The sequence below is a fragment of the Neobacillus cucumis genome, from assembly GCF_016908975.1.
GTDB lineage: Bacteria > Bacillota > Bacilli > Bacillales > Cytobacillaceae > Neobacillus > Neobacillus cucumis.
In genome coordinates, this window is sequence record NZ_JAFBEX010000031.1 from 13,032 (window position 1) to 30,409 (window position 17,378).

Below are 17,378 nucleotides of genomic sequence, written 5' to 3' on the forward strand. Positions count from 1 at the left end.
TGTGGATTTATTTTAAAAAACAAATCCATCATCTGTATTATCTTCCTAGGTAAGAACGGCTATAAAGATTCCACCAAGTGCCGATATAATTACAACAATCCAAGGTGGTAGCTTCCAAATCATCAGTAAGGCAAAAGCAATAATTGCGAGGCAAAAATCATAAGGCGTTTTAATGGCACTTGTCCAAACAGGATTGTACAAAGCAGCAATCAATATCCCGACAACAGATGCATTAATCCCAGAAAGGGCTGATTGGAATCCTGGACGAGAACGAAGGATATTCCAGAATGGGAGTGCACCTGCAACAAGAAGAAATGCAGGTGAGAAAATCGCAATCAGTGCAAGTATACTTCCAATTATTCCGTTAGGGTACGGCTTCGATACAAAGCCAATGTATGAAGAAAAGGTGAACAAAGGACCTGGCACCGCTTGTGCAGCACCATATCCAGCTAGGAATTGGGCATTTGTCAACCATCCTGTTGGTACCACATCTTGTTGTAACAACGGCAGAACTACATGACCGCCTCCAAAAACCAATGCTCCTGCACGATAGAAACTATCAAACATTGCGAGTCCCTGACTATGAATACCAAGCCTTAAGAGAGGCAGAACAATCAGCAAGACAAAGAATAGCGCAAGAAAGGTAATGCCTGTTTTTCTGCTGATTGGTATATGCATTGGTTCGATTTCCTGTGTTGTATTTCCTTTGAAGAATTTCCATCCAATGAATCCTGAAACAATAATTATTAACACTTGAACAATTGATGTGGGAAATAAAAGGATGACGGCAGCTGAAATTATTGCAATTGTACCTCGCATTTTCCCTGTAGCAAGTTTACTTGCCATCCCCCAGACCGCTTGAGCTACAACAGCCACCGCTACAATCATTAATCCGTGTAACCAACCAGCATGTTGGATATTTAGACCTTGAAGTACCCAAGCAAAAATCATGAGTGCAATAGCAGAAGGAAGCGTAAATCCAAGCCATGCCATTAGACCACCAATCAATCCAGCTCGCCCGATACCAATGGCAATGCCGACTTGACTACTTGCTGGTCCAGGTAGGAATTGACAAAGTGCGACTAAATCAGCATAATTTTTTTCATCTAGCCATTTCCGGCGCTTCACATATTCCTCATGAAAATATCCTAAGTGAGCAATTGGACCCCCAAATGATGTGAGTCCTAAACGGGTCGAAACCTTTAAAACCTCAAAAATGCGACTCAACTAATATTCCCCTCTCATAATTTTTAAACTCTTTGAAGAGTTCATTTGACTTCCTGCATCAAAAACTAACGCTCAAGCAATGTGGTGGTTTCTCACTTTCCCCGTCTACAAACCAATTTCACTAAACCTTCTTTCTCATCGTATGTAACAGGAGAAACAGTATACCAGTACACATGTTGTAACTTTTAAATCTAGCAACTTGTAAAAAAAACGAAGATTGTCGGACAATACAGAAGTTCAGCTAATTTGTAATACGAACTTAATCATACCTTCTAATTGTAACTAAAGACATGAAATTCATCTGACCTTTGTTCCGATGTTCTTGAATAAAAAGTATTTTTATACGAAAAATATTAAGAGATCACTACGATTTAAGGAGGAAACTGTATGGTAAATTTATGGGAATCAGCTATTGATGCATTAAAGTCATTTACAGATCAAGACGAAGACCAGCCTCTTCATGTCGGTGAAGTAATGGCTTGTTGGCTTTATTTGTCAGGACTCGAATTAGCGAAAGTCTCTGTTCAAACAGCTATAAACACCACGACGGATGATGAACTAAAAGCAATGCTTGAAGAAGATATGAAACTTGGAACCAGTCAAAGGGAGCAACTCCATAATTTCATGATAAAAGAAGGAATTATATTACCTCCAGCCCCTGAAGATATGCCAAAATCAACCCCAAGCAGTATTCCCCCAGGTGTTAAATTAACGGATGATGTGATTGCAAACGACTTATCTTTAAAAATCGCAAGTTTAATTATGCGTGCTGCTGGTGCTGCTTCTGAATCGATTCGAACAGATGTTGGCTTATTGTTTATTCAATTTCAATCAGAAAAATTAGCTTTCGCAACTAAATTAAAACATTTAATGCGCAAACGAGGATGGATTAAGGTACCACCATTTTATCTTCCGCCTGGCTCTAAGCATCAATTGGGTTAGGAGTAAATAGTGTCATTTGTGAAAAACATAGGGAAAATTTTATTTAAACACATGCTAGCGGCCCTTAATAAGGTACCGCTTTTTTTGTTTAACTACCACGGAGTTAAGTTAAACATCAAAATGATAAAAAAGGATTTTTTAGTTTTCTTCAAGAAAGAGTAAATAAAAAGAAGTATGGGGATGAAAATAGGATCTTTATTAATCAACTTAATGGTAAACCTGTAGAGGTTAGCTAAAGAAGGAATTTGGAAGCTCAATGTAGAATATTCCGATACTTATATTTAAACGCATTACTATTAAACTTTTTCCAAGAGGTGGTTGAAATGAAAAATGTGAATCCTATTAATATTTTGGCTATATCAGGCAGTTTAAGGGGGAAATCTTTGAATTCAGCATTATTACGTGCTGTTATTTCAATGATTTCATCACAAGGGACTGTCGTTACTTACAGTGAAATGGGACAACTTCCACATTTTAATCCAGATTTAGATTTAGATGTCCCCGATACTGCTGTTGCCAATTGGCGTAGACTCCTAAAGGAAGCGAATGGTGTACTAATATGCACACCAGAATATGCCCGAGGAATTCCAGGGGCATTGAAGAACGCACTTGATTGGGTGGTATCATCGGGGGAATTCGTTAATAAACCAGTAGCAGTTATTAGTGCCTCTCCACACCCAGATGGAGGTGCAATAGCCCACGAGTCTCTTCTGGGGACACTCTCGATGATGAGTGCATCGTTGGTTGAAGGAGGGACCTTGACTGTTCCTTTTATTAACAAAAAATTAGATAGTAACAAAGAAATAATGGATTCAGATTTGAGACTTAACATTCAAAATCTGTTGAAGGCCTTATTTCAAGAAATCAAAAATGTACAATGAGCCTTTGATTAATGGGCGGAAAAGGCAAGCATTCTACTGCCATTATGAGTAGCGTTTTCTTATTGCACGAAAGGGCTCCACTTCTCCAGGGATTAGAATCTATACAGACTATCTATATTTTGACGAAAGGCTTGGGTAATGTTGGTACGAAAAGGATCTTATATTTAGAAGATGGAAGTGCTCGGTTATTAAGATTAGTAATATAAAAGTAAATCATCGGTGAGTATCATTAATTAAAGATTATACTTGAAAACGGGCTGTTCCAATGGGAAGCCCGTCTATTTTTTTCAATAACATTTAATAGATTAATATTTTCATTTTTTTTTAATCTTTTTCTCATCATATTCTAATTTAATTTACTAAAAGAATACAAAGTGGAGGAAATCCTTTTACATTCCTTTGCTAATATTTTCTTTGTTAATAGAAAGCTAGAATATGGGGAGGAAAAAACATGAAAAAATTTGGAAAGCTTGCTTTGTCATTTGGTGCATTAACGATATTGACGGCAGCACCATTAATGGCGGCAGAAAACCAGGCTGTAAAAACCAGTGCGAACTCTACCATACCTTACAATGTACTCAACGATAAGAGTACAAAAACGACTACACCGATCAAACATGTTGTGGTCATTTTTCAGGAGAACGTCTCTTTTGATCATTATTTTGGTACATATCCTAGTGCCCAAAATCCGAAAGGAGAACCACAGTTTAACGCAGCAAAGAATACCCCTACGGTTAATGGTTTAAGTGGCGGTTTACTAACCAACAATCCAAATGGTGCGAATCCACAACGTCTTGACCGCTCTCAAGCCGTAACAGCTGATATGGATCATAGTTATACGAATGAGCAAAGAGCAACCGATGGGGGCAAGATGGATCAATTTGTTCAATATGGCGGAAAAGGTTCAGATCTTGTAATGGACTATTATGATGGTAATACTGTAACGGCAATGTGGAATTATGCTCAAGCTTATGCCTTAAACGATAATTCCTTTGGTACAGGTTATGGTCCTTCTACTCCTGGCGCTTTAAATCTTATTTCTGGACAAACACATGGTTCTACTACATATACGGCAAATATTGCGAAAGGTGGTACCGTTAGCACCTCTCAGCCTACCAATCGAACAATAACAGCGGATCCTAACCCTTATTATGATAAAGATTCCTCTGGAAGTACGGCAGCAATGGATGATACCAATAAAAATGTGGGTGACTTATTAAATGCTAAAAACATCACTTGGGGCTGGTTCCAAGGAGGCTTCCGCAAATCGGATGAGCAGCACAAAAATATTGCCGGCGGCACTTCAACTGATTACAGCCCACACCATGAGCCGTTCCAATATTATAAGTCAACATCAAACCCGAACCATGTGGCTCCGTCTTCATCTGACATGATTGGTAAAACGGATCAAGCGAACCATCAATACGATTTAACTGATTTCTGGACAGCTGCTAATTCTGGCAATCTGCCTGCAGTCAGCTTCCTAAAGGCACCTGAATACCAAGATGGACATGCTGGATATTCTGACCCGCTTGATGAACAAACGTTCCTTACCAATACAATCAATAAGCTTCAACAACTGCCAGAATGGAAAGATACTGCTGTTGTGATTGCTTATGATGATTCCGATGGCTGGTATGATCATGTGATGGCGCCACTTATGAACGGTTCCAACGATCCTCAATTAGATATGTTGAATGGCCAAGGGGATGCAGGTACTCCTAAAGTAGGTACCTATCTTGACAGAGCAGGATATGGTCCGAGATTACCATTACTAGTAATCTCTCCATATGCTAAACAAAACTTTGTTGACAATACCTTAACAGATCAAACTAGTATTTTAAGATTCATAGAAGACAACTGGAATCTAGGTCGAATCGGTGATAGTTCCATGGATGAATTAGCTGGAACCATGAATAATATGTTTGATTTCACAAATGACGGCAATAATAATCAGCTTTTCTTGAATCCTAGCACTGGGGAAAAGGAAAGCAAAGAGAGCGCTGCTAAACAAAGTAAGGAATATTTAGCAACATTGTATAAAGATGCTGGGGTAGATGCACCCGAAAAATAAAAAATAGATTCACGCGGTTAGGTACCTAGTAGGTGCCTAACCTTCCTTTTTTCTTAGCTACCCCTATGGACTCATCATAAAATGTTATATAAGGACGTGTTCTTGAATGATCTTAAAAATAAGCATGTTATTTTCAATAGGTGTGCTAATGATTGGTTTACTTTTTCTTTTGACTCATTGCATTTATTTATTTATAAAAAAGAGTAAAAGTGACGTTGGAAAGAGAAAAGGAACCGTTACGATAAAATATATGGCTTTCCTGACTTTACTAGCCGCCTTGGGTACAGGGATTACAACGAGTTACCAGATTCAAGATGTTCAAGCGGACAGTAATACAAATCCAGCACAACTATCAACAACAGCCGATGCAACCGTAGCAAATGCTACCAACTTAAATATGACGGAGCAAGAAATCAATCAACAAAATAAAACCGCGGTCGATATGATGAATGAGGAAGCTTTAAAACCGAACATTTTAACAGACGGTACCAAACAATTTCATTTAACGGCCTCTAAATTTGCTTGGAGTCTTTATCCTGGTAAAGTGATGGAAGGATGGGGTTTTAATTCTACGATACCCGGTTCTCTCATTCGAGTAAAAGTGGGCGATCAGGTTGATATTGTTGTTCATAACATGTTAACCGAACCCATGACGGTCCATTGGCACGGACTCCAGGTTCCAAATGCAATGGATGGAGTACCTGGAATGCCCAATCCAGCGATTAACCCGAATGGAACCTTCGAATATAAATTTACGGTGACACCTCAAATGGTCGGCACCCACTGGTTTCACAGTCATTATCATGATGATTTTCAGGTTGACGCGGGTATGTATGGTGTGATCATTGTCGATCCAAAGGAACACTCAGATCAACCTCATTATGATGTGGATAAATTGTTTACTCTTGGTGCGACCAAGGTGGATGGTGTCGATCCTGAAAATGTATTCATGATTAATGGAAAGTCCTATCCTTATACCCCGGCGCTTAACCTGAAAAAGGGGCAGCGTGTTCGATTACGATTAGTGAATTCAAGTGCAGAGGACTACCATGCAGTATCTCTTGATGGTTATAACATGACCATTGTAGCGGAGGATGGTCAGCCATTGCCTGATCCACAAACTGTTAACGTCGTTTCGATCGCACCAAGCGAAACACTTGATGTCACATTCACGGCAGATCGAGTGGGTGATTGGTGGTTTCATAGTACCATCGCCAGTGAATTGTCCAATCCTGACGATAATCAAGATACACTAGGTGGAATGATGACGGTTATTCACGTGAAATAAGGAGGAAACAGGCTTGACACAAATGAAAGATATCCTAGGTGTGTGCATCATCCTTCTGGCATTTTTTAGTGTGATTTTTTCCTTCTTCTATAAGAAGAGGCAATCATTTGTTTATAAAAGGATGGCAATCCTTTGTGGCCTAGTCACTGTAGGCGTTATGGCTATATTTCTTCTCACGGCACATGTCGATCCAACGATAGCTAAGTCCATACCAAAAGATTCGAAAAAGAATGCAGCTTCCACTCAGCCTGACCCGATACTAGCCACAAATGCTGGGATGCCGGGTGTTACGGATGCGGCAACGGATGCGCTAACGAAGAAACAAATTCAGCATCAAAATAAGGATGCTGAAAACAGTATGAACGAGAAGGCCATGACACCAAAAATTTTATCAGATGGAACCAAAGAATTTATTTTAACGGCTACTCCGATCGTTTGGAACCTGTATCAACAAAAAAACGTGAATGTCTGGGGCTATAATGGTCAGACTTCTGGACCTTTACTTCGAGTAAAGGTCGGTGATAGGGTGAAAATTATTTTAAAAAATAAATTAAAAGAGCCGACGAGTTTGCGTTTTAACGGTATATCCATTCCAGCAAAAATGGGTGGGATCCCCAATAAACCTATTTCACCGGGTTCCTCTTTTACTTATGAATTTAAGATTACTAGTGATATGGTTGGGACTCACAGTTATGGTAGTGGAACCAATATGGACAAGCAGATTAACTATGGGTTACACGGAGTACTCCTGGTTGAACCTGAAAAGAGTATGGAATACCCAGACGCGGATGTAGACGCAATATTTGATATTGGCTCTTTTATAGTGGATCAAAAAACAGAGGAAAATGTTTTTACCTTAAATGGAAAACCTGGTCCCAATTCACCTAACTTGCAAATGGAACAAGGGCAACGTGTGATTATTCGCATCATCAATAGCAGTGCAGAATCTTACCACGCAATGCACTTACACGGATACACTTTTCAACTGGTTTCACAGGATGGGCATCATTTGGCAAAACCAGTATCCATGAATGTGGTTAATTTAGCTCCCGAAGAGACGGCTGATATTGAATTTGTCGCAAATGCACCTGGTATGTGGATGTTCCATTGCCATATACTTGATCATACCATGAATCCAGACGATGAGATGGATGAAATGAGTGGATTGATGACTAATTTTATGGTTAAGCCAAAAGGGAAGCTTAAAAGTGATATGAGTGGGATGTGAATAAAAAAGGAAATAAAAATATGGAATTGGTCGCTATGATTAACTTTTGCGTTATATGCTGCCTTAAGAAAAGTGAATAATATCTTGAACCAAACAGAAGAAATAAAAAAATAACATGAAGAATTAACAAATAATACTAAATGTAATTAATATTTCTTTCTTCAACTACCGGGGCGATTGTTCAATAAGAGCGGTCGCTTTTCTTGTTCCGCTAACGGGATTGTTTAATAAGGATTTATAAACATTTATGGGATAATTCATTTTAAATAAAAACACTCCATATGGGAAAAGAATTTCTAACTTATTTAAAAGAATCGTAAAAATTTTATAAGTATTTTTTTAAGGGGGATAATATCAACAGTTATAAAACTGGAGGTATTTCATGTAAACTCATCATATTCGTTTAACTTCATCTGAAGTTGGTGGTTTATGGGCAAATTATATAGCGGATTCAATGTTTATATGTGTTTATAAATATTATTTAGCTAAAGTTGAAGATGCGGAAATCAAAAAAGTCATAGAGCATGCCTTCGATTTAGCTCAGCAGCATGTTCAAGTAGTGTCAAAAATATTTAAAGAAGAAGGACATGCTATCCCTCTTGGGTTTACTGAAAACGATGTTAATGTGGATGCTCCAAGGCTTTTTTCAGATGAGTTCTTTTTATTTTATACGAAAAATATGACGAAAGGGGCTTTAGTAACATACGGTGCCATTTTACCGCATACCTTCCGCAATGATATTCGAGAACACTTTATGTCTTGTATCTCTTCTACAATGGAATTGTTTAATGAAACTACGAATGTCCTTCTCTCCAAGGGAGTAGAAGTTAGGTCTCCTTATATTCCCTATCTCCAAGAAGTGGATATGGTTGAAAAACAGCATTTCTTAGCAGGTTGGTGGGGAAAACAACGACCTCTAACAGCCGCAGAGATCACTCATCTCTTCTCTAATATGCAAACTAACCATATGGGTACAGCAGTAATAACTGGTTTCGCTCAAGTTGGGGAGTCTAAGGATGTCCGAGAATATTTCAAACGGGGGAAAGAAATTGCAAATAAACAAATTGTTGTATTGAGTAAATACTTACATGAAAATGATCTCCCTGCACCTGTAACCTGGGATGCACAAGTCCAAGATACAACGGAATCTCCTTTTTCCGATAAATTAATGTTGTATCAAATTTCCATGATGACTGCTGCAGGTATGGGAAACTACGGTACGGCAATTTCTGCTAGTCCAAGACGTGACATTGCGGCTGATTATGTTCGGTTACAAGGAGAGATTGGCCTCTACGCAGAGGACGGTTTAAATCTGCAAATTAAGCATGCGTGGTTGGAAAGACCGCCTCATGCAGCTGACAGAAATCAGTTAATGAAATAAAGAACCAAAGAATATGAAAAATTATTTTGGCTCTTTATCTGCCCGTTATTTTAGCACATTTTAAATTTTAATTAAAAATAAGAACCATTCTGTGTTTCAGGATGGTTTATTTTTGCGAAAATGGTCTACAGAATAGAGTTAGCTAGACAGTGATAGCTTTTTTGTCTTATTCATATTAACCTATTTTTTCAATTAATTTATCTTTAAGAATTTATTAATATAAAATGCATTCATTTATCGTGCTACATTGTATTTAAATAAATTTGATGGATAGTTAATTTAATAATGCAGAAATGTAGTGTATACACTACTCTTTTCCAATCCCAGCTTACTCCCCGTCAGCCAATTCACCGAGCCGATGGTTAGCGTTTTGGTTGTATACGCCTCCATGGTAGCAAATCACGGTTTCTACATCAAATTCCTTAAATTTCTTAAGTGACTGAAGCGCTGTCGCCATATCCAGCGTTGCTTGGGGCATAGGACCTTGCAGCTCTCCGTTAATTACCACAAGGGCATCGCCGGCAATTAGCGTCTTGCTCTCATGGTGATACAGACTGATATGTCCCGGAGTGTGTCCCGGCGTAAAGATGACTGTAAGGTCGCCGCAGTATGGCAGCACTTCACCATCGCTGACGGTACGATCGACTTTGGCAGTCGGCGGTGTACCAAACACAGCTTTTATTTTCTGGCGCTGTTCCTCTGGCAGATTTTCCAGCATCTTGGCAACCCGTTCCGGATTCATTTTCAACGAGGGCTTTTCGCCTTCAATATACGGTTTGTCTTCTTCATGGGCAAGAACCTCAACCTTATGATTAGCAGCTTTTAAAATTTCTGGCAGACTGCCAATATGGTCGATGTCCTGATGGGTGAGGATGACTTTGGTCAGTTTGTGGAGGTGTACACCAGCCTTGTCCATCGCCTCACGAATTTTACCAAGCTGGTTGGGGATGCCGGTATCCACTAAGATTACCTCGTCTTCATCCCACAATAGTATCGGATGAATTACACTCTGCTGGCCCATCATATTCATAACCAAGTCAAGTGTTTCTACATGATTTGCTACTTTCATTTCAGCGCCTCCTTTAATTTGAAATCCATTACCTATTATAATTTCTTTGGTACCCGTGGAGCCAACTAATTGATTCGAAAAAATTATCGCTGGGAAACTCATGGGTATTTATTGATAGAAGGTCTAGGGATGGAGTAACTAGAGGCTTATGAGTGGTATGTGAATGGTAAAAAAGGAAGTTGAGTACAGACTCTATTTCCTTTTAATAGGATGAAAGACCATACTTTTGATACCTTTCCATAATGGAAATATCACTACCACGCTACATAGTTAAATAAGACCATATAAAAAATGATTTTTTTTAATGCATAACCCTTTTTTTCTAAATCATTCAAAACTACCAATTTTTAAAAAATTATTAAAATTACTCATTTTATTTTGTATGTTTAATTGACGGGGCCTAACTCATATGTGTAAAATACATATATAGTAATTGGGAATTATAGTCATAACTAAGATTATTGACTCTACATACTCTTTTCTTAAGAGGAAAAATAGAGATATTTAATAAAGGACATGAGGAGGAATAAAGATGGCACAAAAGGTAATGGAACCAAAAGAAAAAGTTCTTAGTAAGGAAGTTCAAAAAGTAGAGGTTGCAGAAGTTGAGATTCAAGAAGTAGAGCTGCAAAACGAAACAAGCTATGTTTCAGAGTCATTAATTGAAACATTTTGGGATCAATTTGAAGGTGCAATTTCTCGTAATAGAGAATATAGAGCACAAGGTCAAGAACTTTTCTTAAATGCTATAAAGGAAACAACAAAGTTCAATGAAGTATACCGCAATACTTTAAAGGGTCTTTTTGAGGATGCAACAAAAATTAATAGCGATTTGCGTAAAGGCTTATTCCAAATCTCTGATATTAATTCTAATGAATTTACTCAAGAAGTGACTGAATCTTTAAAAGGTCAAGTAAGTGAAGTAGCTAATAAATTAGAGGAACTTTCTTTAACTCCAATTAATACTGCCTTTGAGTTAATGGAGAAATCAGAGAAGCTTGTTGAACAAAATAGTGAGTCATTTATTGAATATACAAATGAAGCATGGAACGCTTGGGAAGCTATCACAGACAACTATTTCAAACAAACTAGGGAAATTCATCAAAATATTGCTCAGCGATTAGAAGATAGCGTGCGTATACTTGTTACCCCAAGTAAATAAGGTACAAATTTAAAGAAAAACATTTTGTAAAGCACAACAGCACTTCTAGTTAAGAAATAATCTATATGTACAAAAAAAGCAGCTGTACCTTCCTGGCTGCTTTTTTTGATACATTTGAAAGTTTTAAAAATAAAATCCAGTCTTGTCACTTTTCTAATTTAGTGGAGTTTAGATGAATTTTTTAAATATAGGGGTGGTATGGTTGAGTATCGGTGAAACTAAGATTCGTTATCAAAAGTGTTCGGATGTATCAGATTTTTTGATATATCAAGCGTTTATGGATGGGTTTTCCGACTATATCGTAAAGTTTAAGTTTAGTGAAGAAGAGTTTATTAACCGATTTTTTGGTCCTGAAGGAAATAGTAGGGAGAATTCCTTTATTGCTTTTGACCAGGAACGGCCAGTTGGTGTCATACTAAGCGGGGTTAAAGTTTATGAATCAATTAAAACTATGAGATGCGGAACGTTGGCGATCCACCCTGAGTATAGAGGTAAAGGTATTAGCCAAAGGCTTTTTGAACTCCATAAACAAGAGGCAAACAACTTAGGGTGTAAGCAGCTTTTTCTGGAAGTAATAGTAGGGAATGATCGAGCAATTAACTTCTATAAGAGGTTAGGTTATGAAAAAATATACGATATAGTGTACTACACAAACAGTAACCTTTCCAAATTGTACTCAGCAAAGAGTCAGTCCGACCTCTATTTGAAAAAGATTGATTTTTCCTTATTTAAACAGGGAATTGAAGAAAGGAATTATCATATTAATTGGCAAAATGACCTTGAATTTATCGCAGAAATTCCAACAAACACATATTATGGTGCTTTAAATAATGGTCAACTTAAAGGGGCTCTTTGCATAAGTCCAAGCGGAAAGATTAGTTTTTTAATGATCGAGAAAACATCAAGAGGGAAAGGACTAGCATCTGCCTTATTAAAAACAGCTGCTGAGGACCTTCAATTAACCCAAATGTCTACATGCTTTCCAAACAATAGTCTCCTTGAACTTTTTTTCAAAAAGCAGGGGTTTGCCAAAGATTCTCTTACACAGTTTGAAATGTATATGCTTTTATAAGTCCGCCGACTGAACGGTTGGCTCTTAAAAATGTAAAAATATGTAATTTATGTATTGGAAATGGAAATGATGATTAAATATTAATTTTTACATTTAAGAGAGGAAGAGACATAAGGTTGCATTTTACAATTGCGATTACTCTTATACTTATATCTTTAAGGTGGGCAAATTGGAAGGAATGGCAACGCTATTATCCCACCATGATTTATATTGTTGCAATGAGTCTCCTATATAAAATATTTGCTTTAACCAAGTTTCATTTATGGAAATTCAGTTCACATGACTTTTTCTTCAATAGCCATATTGCTATTCATTTGTGCCATACCTTTCTTATCAATCCTTTGTATACAATTATTTATCTGTCAAATTTTCCAGAGGGAAGTTTCCTGAAGAAATTCATTTATATCATAAAATGGGTAACGGCATTATTAATAGTGGAATTATTCCTCCTAAGATTTGACCATATCCACTATTTTCATGGATGGAAATTAAAATGGACAATATTTTTTGACTTTTCAATGTTTTTGGTGCTTAGAATTCATTTTAAAAACCCTTTATGGGGAATTTTGCTTTCCATAATATTTACCCTATTTTACCTATTTGTTTTTGGATATTTAACATAAAAATATTACTAACGGTGTGTTTCTACCTATAAGAAAGATGGGGTTACGACAATGAGCGCTGCGGCGGTCATTTTTCTTTTTGGTTAAGGGTTCAGGATATAGAAAATTAAGCGTCTCTAAAGAGTATAAATACAAATAGGAAACGTATTAATTTAATGAGGGCAATGAATTGAGTATAGCTGTTTGGTTGGGAATAGCGGCTGCAATAGGCTAAGTAGGGAAATCGAAAAGGAAAAAATAAATTCATTTCTTCGATAAGATAAGTATTCTTTTATTACGAACGTGTGCTTTTGTGGAAAAAGAAGGAGGGGAAAGATGGAAGATTATGTATCAAAACTTAAAAATCGCATCGTTAAGGCACATAAATGGGCTACTGAGCTGTTCCCCGGACGCCGCCTTCGTTTGGAAGTAAAGAACGAAACCATTTTCCTTCTCATTCAGTCTTCGGGTCAGCAATTGGAGAATGATATCGAGACTTTACATATTCTGGAGGAAACCGAACCCTCCGATAAGGTGTTCGTGATCGATTTTGATTTCAGTTAAAAATGTTAAATAATTTTTCGTTTTTCTTTCACGAACGGATGGGTTACTTTAAGAAGGCATTCACAAATCAAATAAAAAAAAGACTAGCACTTTAAGTAACGGGTTACTTTAGAGGTGCAAACATTGTAAAACCATATGAAAACGCACTTGAATTCACAATATAATTCACAGTGCGTTTTTTATTGTTTATCAACATTTTGGCAAATCTAGATTTTTCTAGAGTAAATCTCCACGTTGATTATTTGAGATTTGTCAGACGAATTATCTTAACTACATAAAAAACATCTTAATTTATTTTACAATAACTTAACAATTAATATCTTGAAATCAATTATTATTTGATTTAGCATATAATCAAATAGTTATATATCGATTGGGATTAGAATCGGGGACATTGATTAGTTATTTATAAATGCGTTAATTCAACAACAAATTTTTGATATTTAAATAAGTAAATTACTATTTACTTATATTCCATAGAGGAGGTGTTATTATATGTTGAAATCAATAGTTGATTTAGAACGTTCGGCAAATGTATTAAAATTATTAGGTGATAAAACAAGACTAACCATTGTTGCTATTTTGAAACAACGCGAATGTTGTGTTTGTGAATTTCTCGAAGTGTTTGATATGAGTCAACCATCCATCAGTCAGCACCTTCGAAAATTAAAGGATGCAGGGATGGTTAAGGAAGAACGGAGAGGTCAGTGGATTTATTATTCCTTGAATTCAGAAAGTGATTTATATGGACTGATTGAAGACATTTTAGAGCATGTACCAGTTCAAACCGAGAAAATCAGACAGATTGAAAAAAGCAATCCTACGCTTCGTTGTGGTTGTTAAGCAATCGAATTTCATCAAGGGGAAATGAATCGAAATGAACAAAAAGCTAATCAGCGAATTTTTAGGAACCTACTTTCTTGTTTTTGCCGGAACAGGTGCCGTGATCATAGATACGATTACAAAAAGTTTAACTCATGTAGGCGTAGCCCTTACATTTGGTCTTGTAGTTATGGCGCTAATTTTCACTTTTGGTCACCTTTCTGGTGCACACTTTAATCCTGCTGTTACCATCGGATTTTTAATCCATGGGGATATAAAGAAAAGAGAAGCACTTTATTATATCATTATTCAAATCATGGCAGGTATAGCAGCGAGTGCAACATTGTTAAGTTTATTTGGAAACGTTGCTTCACTCGGAACCACTTTACCGAGAGGTTCATGGGGACAATCATTTATTTTGGAATTTATACTTACATTTTTCTTAATGATGGTTATTTTCGGATCTGCGGTCCATGGTAAAGCAGTAAAATCCTTCGCTGGTATTGCGATTGGTGCAACAGTGGGTTTAGAAGCTATGTTTGCCGGTCCAATCTGTGGGGCCTCGATGAACCCAGCCAGATCGATTGGTCCAGCAATCGTTTCAGGAGCTACTCAACATTTATGGGTGTATATTGTCGCAACGATTTTAGGAGCAAGTTGTGCGGCACTTATTTATAAAATACTACACGAAAAATAAAGGTGGAATACAAATGGATAACAAAAAAACGATTTACTTCTTATGTACAGGTAACTCATGCCGTAGCCAAATGGCAGAAGGATGGGCTAAAAAGGATTTAGATGATGAATGGGAAGTAAAAAGTGCTGGTCTTGAAGCACATGGATTAAACCCTAACGCTGTAAAAGCGATGAAGGAAGCGGGAATCGATATTTCAAACCAAACATCTGATGTCATCGACCCTGAAATTTTAAATAATGCTGATTTAGTGGTTACGTTATGTGGACATGCAGCAGATCACTGCCCTGTGACCCCTCCACATGTTAAACGAGTACACTGGGGCTTTGATGATCCAGCAAAGGCAGAAGGAACCGATGAGGAAAAATGGGCATTCTTCCAACGTGTACGTGATGAAATCGGAGAGCGCATTAAGCGTTTTGCTGAAACTGGTGAGTAAGAAAGAATTTAATAGCCAAGAGTAAAATACTCTTGGCTTTATAAGTAATCAGTTATTTATTCCATTTTCTTGTTCGGCGGTGCTTGGTAATGGAAGGCATTGTGTAATTTGATTAAATAAACTTTTTAGATACTCATTAAGCGCAAATCTGTCTTCCTTAACAAATTCACTGAACAAAATTTGACTTTTTTTCAATTTCCTCTCCCCTTTTTTAATAGGATTTATATGGATACTTTTGGATTTAAAGTGTTTTAATTTGAATGTAGAGGCTCTCCCTCACCAAATAAAATAATGGTCAGTTATGATTTCCCTCTGATTGAATTATATCAGTAAGCGCTTCCATTTTCAAAGATTACTAATATTCAAGTTTCGACATCAATTTATTTCAATATATACCAAGATTTTAACTTTAAAGTTTAATATTCTATTCGAATAGCAACATACGACCGTGATATTCACTGAGATTTGGTGGGCTAAAATTTCATGGGGGATACATTTTCCAGGGCATTCCAGTATAACCCTAGAAACCCCCACTGTAAATAGGCTAAGGAGGTAAAGATATAACCTATCATTTTCTTTTGGTGACTGGAAACATGTTCTTTTTCTGATTGAATCTCTGGGCACAACTTTCAATGTGTTTTTGCGAGAAGAAGTTCTGGAATATATTGATTTTTTTAAAATAGCTTTGGAAAAATCTAAGCCGAAGGAAATGTAATATAAGCAAAAAAGGTCTTACTATAAACACGGGTTCCTAATGTCGGAACATGAGACGTTTTCAAGTTGGTGAGCTAGCTCCAATCAATCCACAGAGCCTGGATCCGCGCCTGCATGGCGGGGGGATGCGTTGTGGAGGTTTTCACTGCTGGGGCTTCGTTGTGGCGGTTTGAACTGCTTTAACTGTGTTGGTGTTGTTGTTAGTTAAACATTTCCGAAAAAATCACGAAAAGGAAGTGCCTCAGGTTAATGCCACTTCCTAGCAATATCCATTGCCTCACACAAATTGACCCCTACCATTAGGCAAGGGATGCATGTATGTATCGTTTACCACTTACGAAAAATTAACTGTCAGGTGAGAATTCTTGCTAGACCGAATGCCACTGCTGCAGCAAGTCCACCAGTAATCATCGTTTGAAAAGCACTTTTCATCGGAGATGTTCCTGTAAACCTTCCTTTTACATATCCAAAAACTAGTAAGGCGATAAGTGTAACCATAACAGAAACCATTAATGCTGTTGAAGGTTTATGAAAGATGAAATATGGAAACAAAGGGATTATCCCTCCGACAATATAAGAAATAGCAATGGTAATAGCACTGTTTCTCGCTCTTGTCGGCTCCGGCTTTTCTAGCCCTAATTCAAATTTCATCATAAAATCCACCCATTTTTCAGGGTTCTTTTTCATGGTTTCAGTAATCGATTTAATTTGGTCTTCTTCAAGTCCATATTCCCTGAAGATTTCAGATACTTCCTCTTCTTCACGGTCTGGGAACTCTATTACTTCACGCCGTTCACGGGCAAGTTCAGATTCGTAATGTTCCGCATCTGTTTTTCCTGCCAAATATCCGCCAAGTCCCATGGCAATTGATCCTGCTGCAATTTCAGCGCCTCCGGCAGTGAGAATTAATGTTGTTGTATCAACAGCACCGGACAAACCAGCAGCTAATGCAAACGGTACGGTTAATCCGTCTGACATACCAATTACAACATCCCGAATGAAGTCAGACCCAGAAAAATGTTCTTCTACGTGATGCAGGTGTTGATCCATTTTTTTACCTCCAACTTAACTGATTTAGCATCAATATGCGCCTTTTTTTGTAGGTTTTATTGTTTCCATAACTTACCTTAAAAAGAAAAATTTTTTATAGTATACCTTACTCTTGTAAAAAATTCTACAAATAAAATGGGAACATTTTATTGGTCTAATCTAACTTAAG

General features: G+C 37.3%; 17 protein-coding genes. 13 read left to right on the top strand and 4 right to left on the bottom strand.

The genetic code is table 11. The features are described 5' to 3' along the window. Nucleotides 1-45: 45 nt before the first annotated feature. Nucleotides 46-1,227, bottom strand: a complete 1,182-nt coding sequence (locus tag JOC76_RS26125) for a chromate transporter (protein WP_205181743.1) — start codon at nt 1,225-1,227, stop codon at nt 46-48. A 387-nt stretch (nt 1,228-1,614) separates the two neighbouring features. Between JOC76_RS26125 and JOC76_RS26130 the strand changes: the two genes are divergently transcribed. From JOC76_RS26130 to JOC76_RS30790, 6 genes are all read left to right on the top strand, one after another. Continuing rightward, nucleotides 1,615-2,169 (top strand): DUF3231 family protein, encoded by a 555-nt coding sequence (locus JOC76_RS26130; protein WP_205181744.1) that lies wholly within the window; start codon nt 1,615-1,617, stop codon nt 2,167-2,169. Between the two features lie 323 nt (nt 2,170-2,492). Then, the gene (locus tag JOC76_RS26135; RefSeq protein ID WP_205181745.1) at nt 2,493-3,050 is read left to right on the top strand and encodes an NADPH-dependent FMN reductase; all 558 of its coding nucleotides are present in this window, start codon (nt 2,493-2,495) and stop codon (nt 3,048-3,050) included. Nucleotides 3,051-3,501: 451 nt separating this feature from the next. After that, nucleotides 3,502-5,124 carry a phospholipase C gene (locus JOC76_RS26140; RefSeq protein WP_205181746.1) on the top strand — a complete coding sequence of 541 codons (1,623 nt, stop codon included), beginning with the start codon at nt 3,502-3,504 and terminating at the stop codon, nt 5,122-5,124. A 106-nt stretch (nt 5,125-5,230) separates the two neighbouring features. Continuing rightward, nucleotides 5,231-6,412 (top strand): multicopper oxidase family protein, encoded by a 1,182-nt coding sequence (locus tag JOC76_RS26145; RefSeq protein ID WP_239557979.1) that lies wholly within the window; start codon nt 5,231-5,233, stop codon nt 6,410-6,412. A 22-nt stretch (nt 6,413-6,434) separates the two neighbouring features. Then, nucleotides 6,435-7,640, top strand: coding sequence for a multicopper oxidase family protein (locus JOC76_RS26150; protein ID WP_239557982.1), 1,206 nt, complete (start codon nt 6,435-6,437; stop codon nt 7,638-7,640). Nucleotides 7,641-8,037: 397 nt separating this feature from the next. Continuing rightward, nucleotides 8,038-9,021, top strand: coding sequence for a DUF3231 family protein (locus JOC76_RS30790; RefSeq protein ID WP_205181777.1), 984 nt, complete (start codon nt 8,038-8,040; stop codon nt 9,019-9,021). Nucleotides 9,022-9,349: 328 nt separating this feature from the next. Here JOC76_RS30790 and JOC76_RS26160 read toward each other — a convergent pair whose 3' ends face one another. Next, entirely contained in the window at nt 9,350-10,090 is a 741-nt protein-coding gene (locus tag JOC76_RS26160) for an MBL fold metallo-hydrolase (protein ID WP_205181748.1), read from the bottom strand. Between the two features lie 532 nt (nt 10,091-10,622). Between JOC76_RS26160 and phaP the strand changes: the two genes are divergently transcribed. The 7 genes from phaP (at nt 10,623) to arsC (ending at nt 15,445) form a co-directional block, all read left to right on the top strand. After that, on the top strand, nt 10,623-11,252 hold the full coding sequence (phaP, locus tag JOC76_RS26165) for a polyhydroxyalkanoic acid inclusion protein PhaP (RefSeq protein WP_205181749.1): 630 nt from the start codon (nt 10,623-10,625) through the stop codon (nt 11,250-11,252). A 277-nt stretch (nt 11,253-11,529) separates the two neighbouring features. Beyond that, nucleotides 11,530-12,324: a GNAT family N-acetyltransferase gene (locus tag JOC76_RS26170; RefSeq protein WP_372442014.1), complete on the top strand. Its 795-nt coding sequence runs from the start codon at nt 11,530-11,532 to the stop codon at nt 12,322-12,324. Between the two features lie 116 nt (nt 12,325-12,440). Then, nucleotides 12,441-12,947, top strand: coding sequence for a CBO0543 family protein (locus tag JOC76_RS30975; protein WP_372442013.1), 507 nt, complete (start codon nt 12,441-12,443; stop codon nt 12,945-12,947). A 315-nt stretch (nt 12,948-13,262) separates the two neighbouring features. Beyond that, entirely contained in the window at nt 13,263-13,490 is a 228-nt protein-coding gene (locus JOC76_RS26175; protein ID WP_205181751.1) for a hypothetical protein, read from the top strand. A 495-nt stretch (nt 13,491-13,985) separates the two neighbouring features. Then, nucleotides 13,986-14,333, top strand: coding sequence for an ArsR/SmtB family transcription factor (locus JOC76_RS26180; protein WP_205181752.1), 348 nt, complete (start codon nt 13,986-13,988; stop codon nt 14,331-14,333). 34 nt (nt 14,334-14,367) lie between these two features. Continuing rightward, nucleotides 14,368-15,009 (top strand): MIP/aquaporin family protein, encoded by a 642-nt coding sequence (locus JOC76_RS26185; RefSeq protein WP_205181753.1) that lies wholly within the window; start codon nt 14,368-14,370, stop codon nt 15,007-15,009. A gap of 13 nt (nt 15,010-15,022) precedes the next feature. Continuing rightward, nucleotides 15,023-15,445, top strand: a complete 423-nt coding sequence (arsC, locus tag JOC76_RS26190; protein ID WP_205181754.1) for an arsenate reductase (thioredoxin) — start codon at nt 15,023-15,025, stop codon at nt 15,443-15,445. A gap of 48 nt (nt 15,446-15,493) precedes the next feature. Here the strand turns inward: arsC and JOC76_RS26195 are convergent, their stop codons facing one another. Then, nucleotides 15,494-15,640, bottom strand: coding sequence for a hypothetical protein (locus JOC76_RS26195; RefSeq protein WP_205181755.1), 147 nt, complete (start codon nt 15,638-15,640; stop codon nt 15,494-15,496). Between the two features lie 870 nt (nt 15,641-16,510). Next, a complete protein-coding gene (locus JOC76_RS26200) occupies nt 16,511-17,209 on the bottom strand; it encodes a VIT1/CCC1 transporter family protein (protein WP_205181756.1) in 699 nt (232 codons plus the stop codon). Nucleotides 17,210-17,378: the final 169 nt, after the last annotated feature.

Excerpts from the sequence above, each read along its gene's own strand:
- JOC76_RS26150 (WP_239557982.1), top strand. The coding sequence starts at position 6,435 with ATGAAAGATATCCTAGGTGTGTGCATCATCCTTCTGGCATTTTTTAGT.
- JOC76_RS26170 (WP_372442014.1), top strand. The coding sequence starts at position 11,530 with ATGGATGGGTTTTCCGACTATATCGTAAAGTTTAAGTTTAGTGAAGAA.
- JOC76_RS26130 (WP_205181744.1), top strand. The coding sequence starts at position 1,615 with ATGGTAAATTTATGGGAATCAGCTATTGATGCATTAAAGTCATTTACA.
- phaP (WP_205181749.1), top strand. The coding sequence starts at position 10,623 with ATGGCACAAAAGGTAATGGAACCAAAAGAAAAAGTTCTTAGTAAGGAA.
- JOC76_RS26160 (WP_205181748.1), bottom strand. The coding sequence starts at position 10,090 with ATGAAAGTAGCAAATCATGTAGAAACACTTGACTTGGTTATGAATATG.
- arsC (WP_205181754.1), top strand. The coding sequence starts at position 15,023 with ATGGATAACAAAAAAACGATTTACTTCTTATGTACAGGTAACTCATGC.
- JOC76_RS26175 (WP_205181751.1), top strand. The coding sequence starts at position 13,263 with ATGGAAGATTATGTATCAAAACTTAAAAATCGCATCGTTAAGGCACAT.
- JOC76_RS26200 (WP_205181756.1), bottom strand. The coding sequence starts at position 17,209 with ATGGATCAACACCTGCATCACGTAGAAGAACATTTTTCTGGGTCTGAC.
- JOC76_RS26140 (WP_205181746.1), top strand. The coding sequence starts at position 3,502 with ATGAAAAAATTTGGAAAGCTTGCTTTGTCATTTGGTGCATTAACGATA.
- JOC76_RS26180 (WP_205181752.1), top strand. The coding sequence starts at position 13,986 with ATGTTGAAATCAATAGTTGATTTAGAACGTTCGGCAAATGTATTAAAA.
- JOC76_RS26145 (WP_239557979.1), top strand. The coding sequence starts at position 5,231 with ATGATCTTAAAAATAAGCATGTTATTTTCAATAGGTGTGCTAATGATT.
- JOC76_RS26135 (WP_205181745.1), top strand. The coding sequence starts at position 2,493 with ATGAAAAATGTGAATCCTATTAATATTTTGGCTATATCAGGCAGTTTA.
- JOC76_RS26185 (WP_205181753.1), top strand. The coding sequence starts at position 14,368 with ATGAACAAAAAGCTAATCAGCGAATTTTTAGGAACCTACTTTCTTGTT.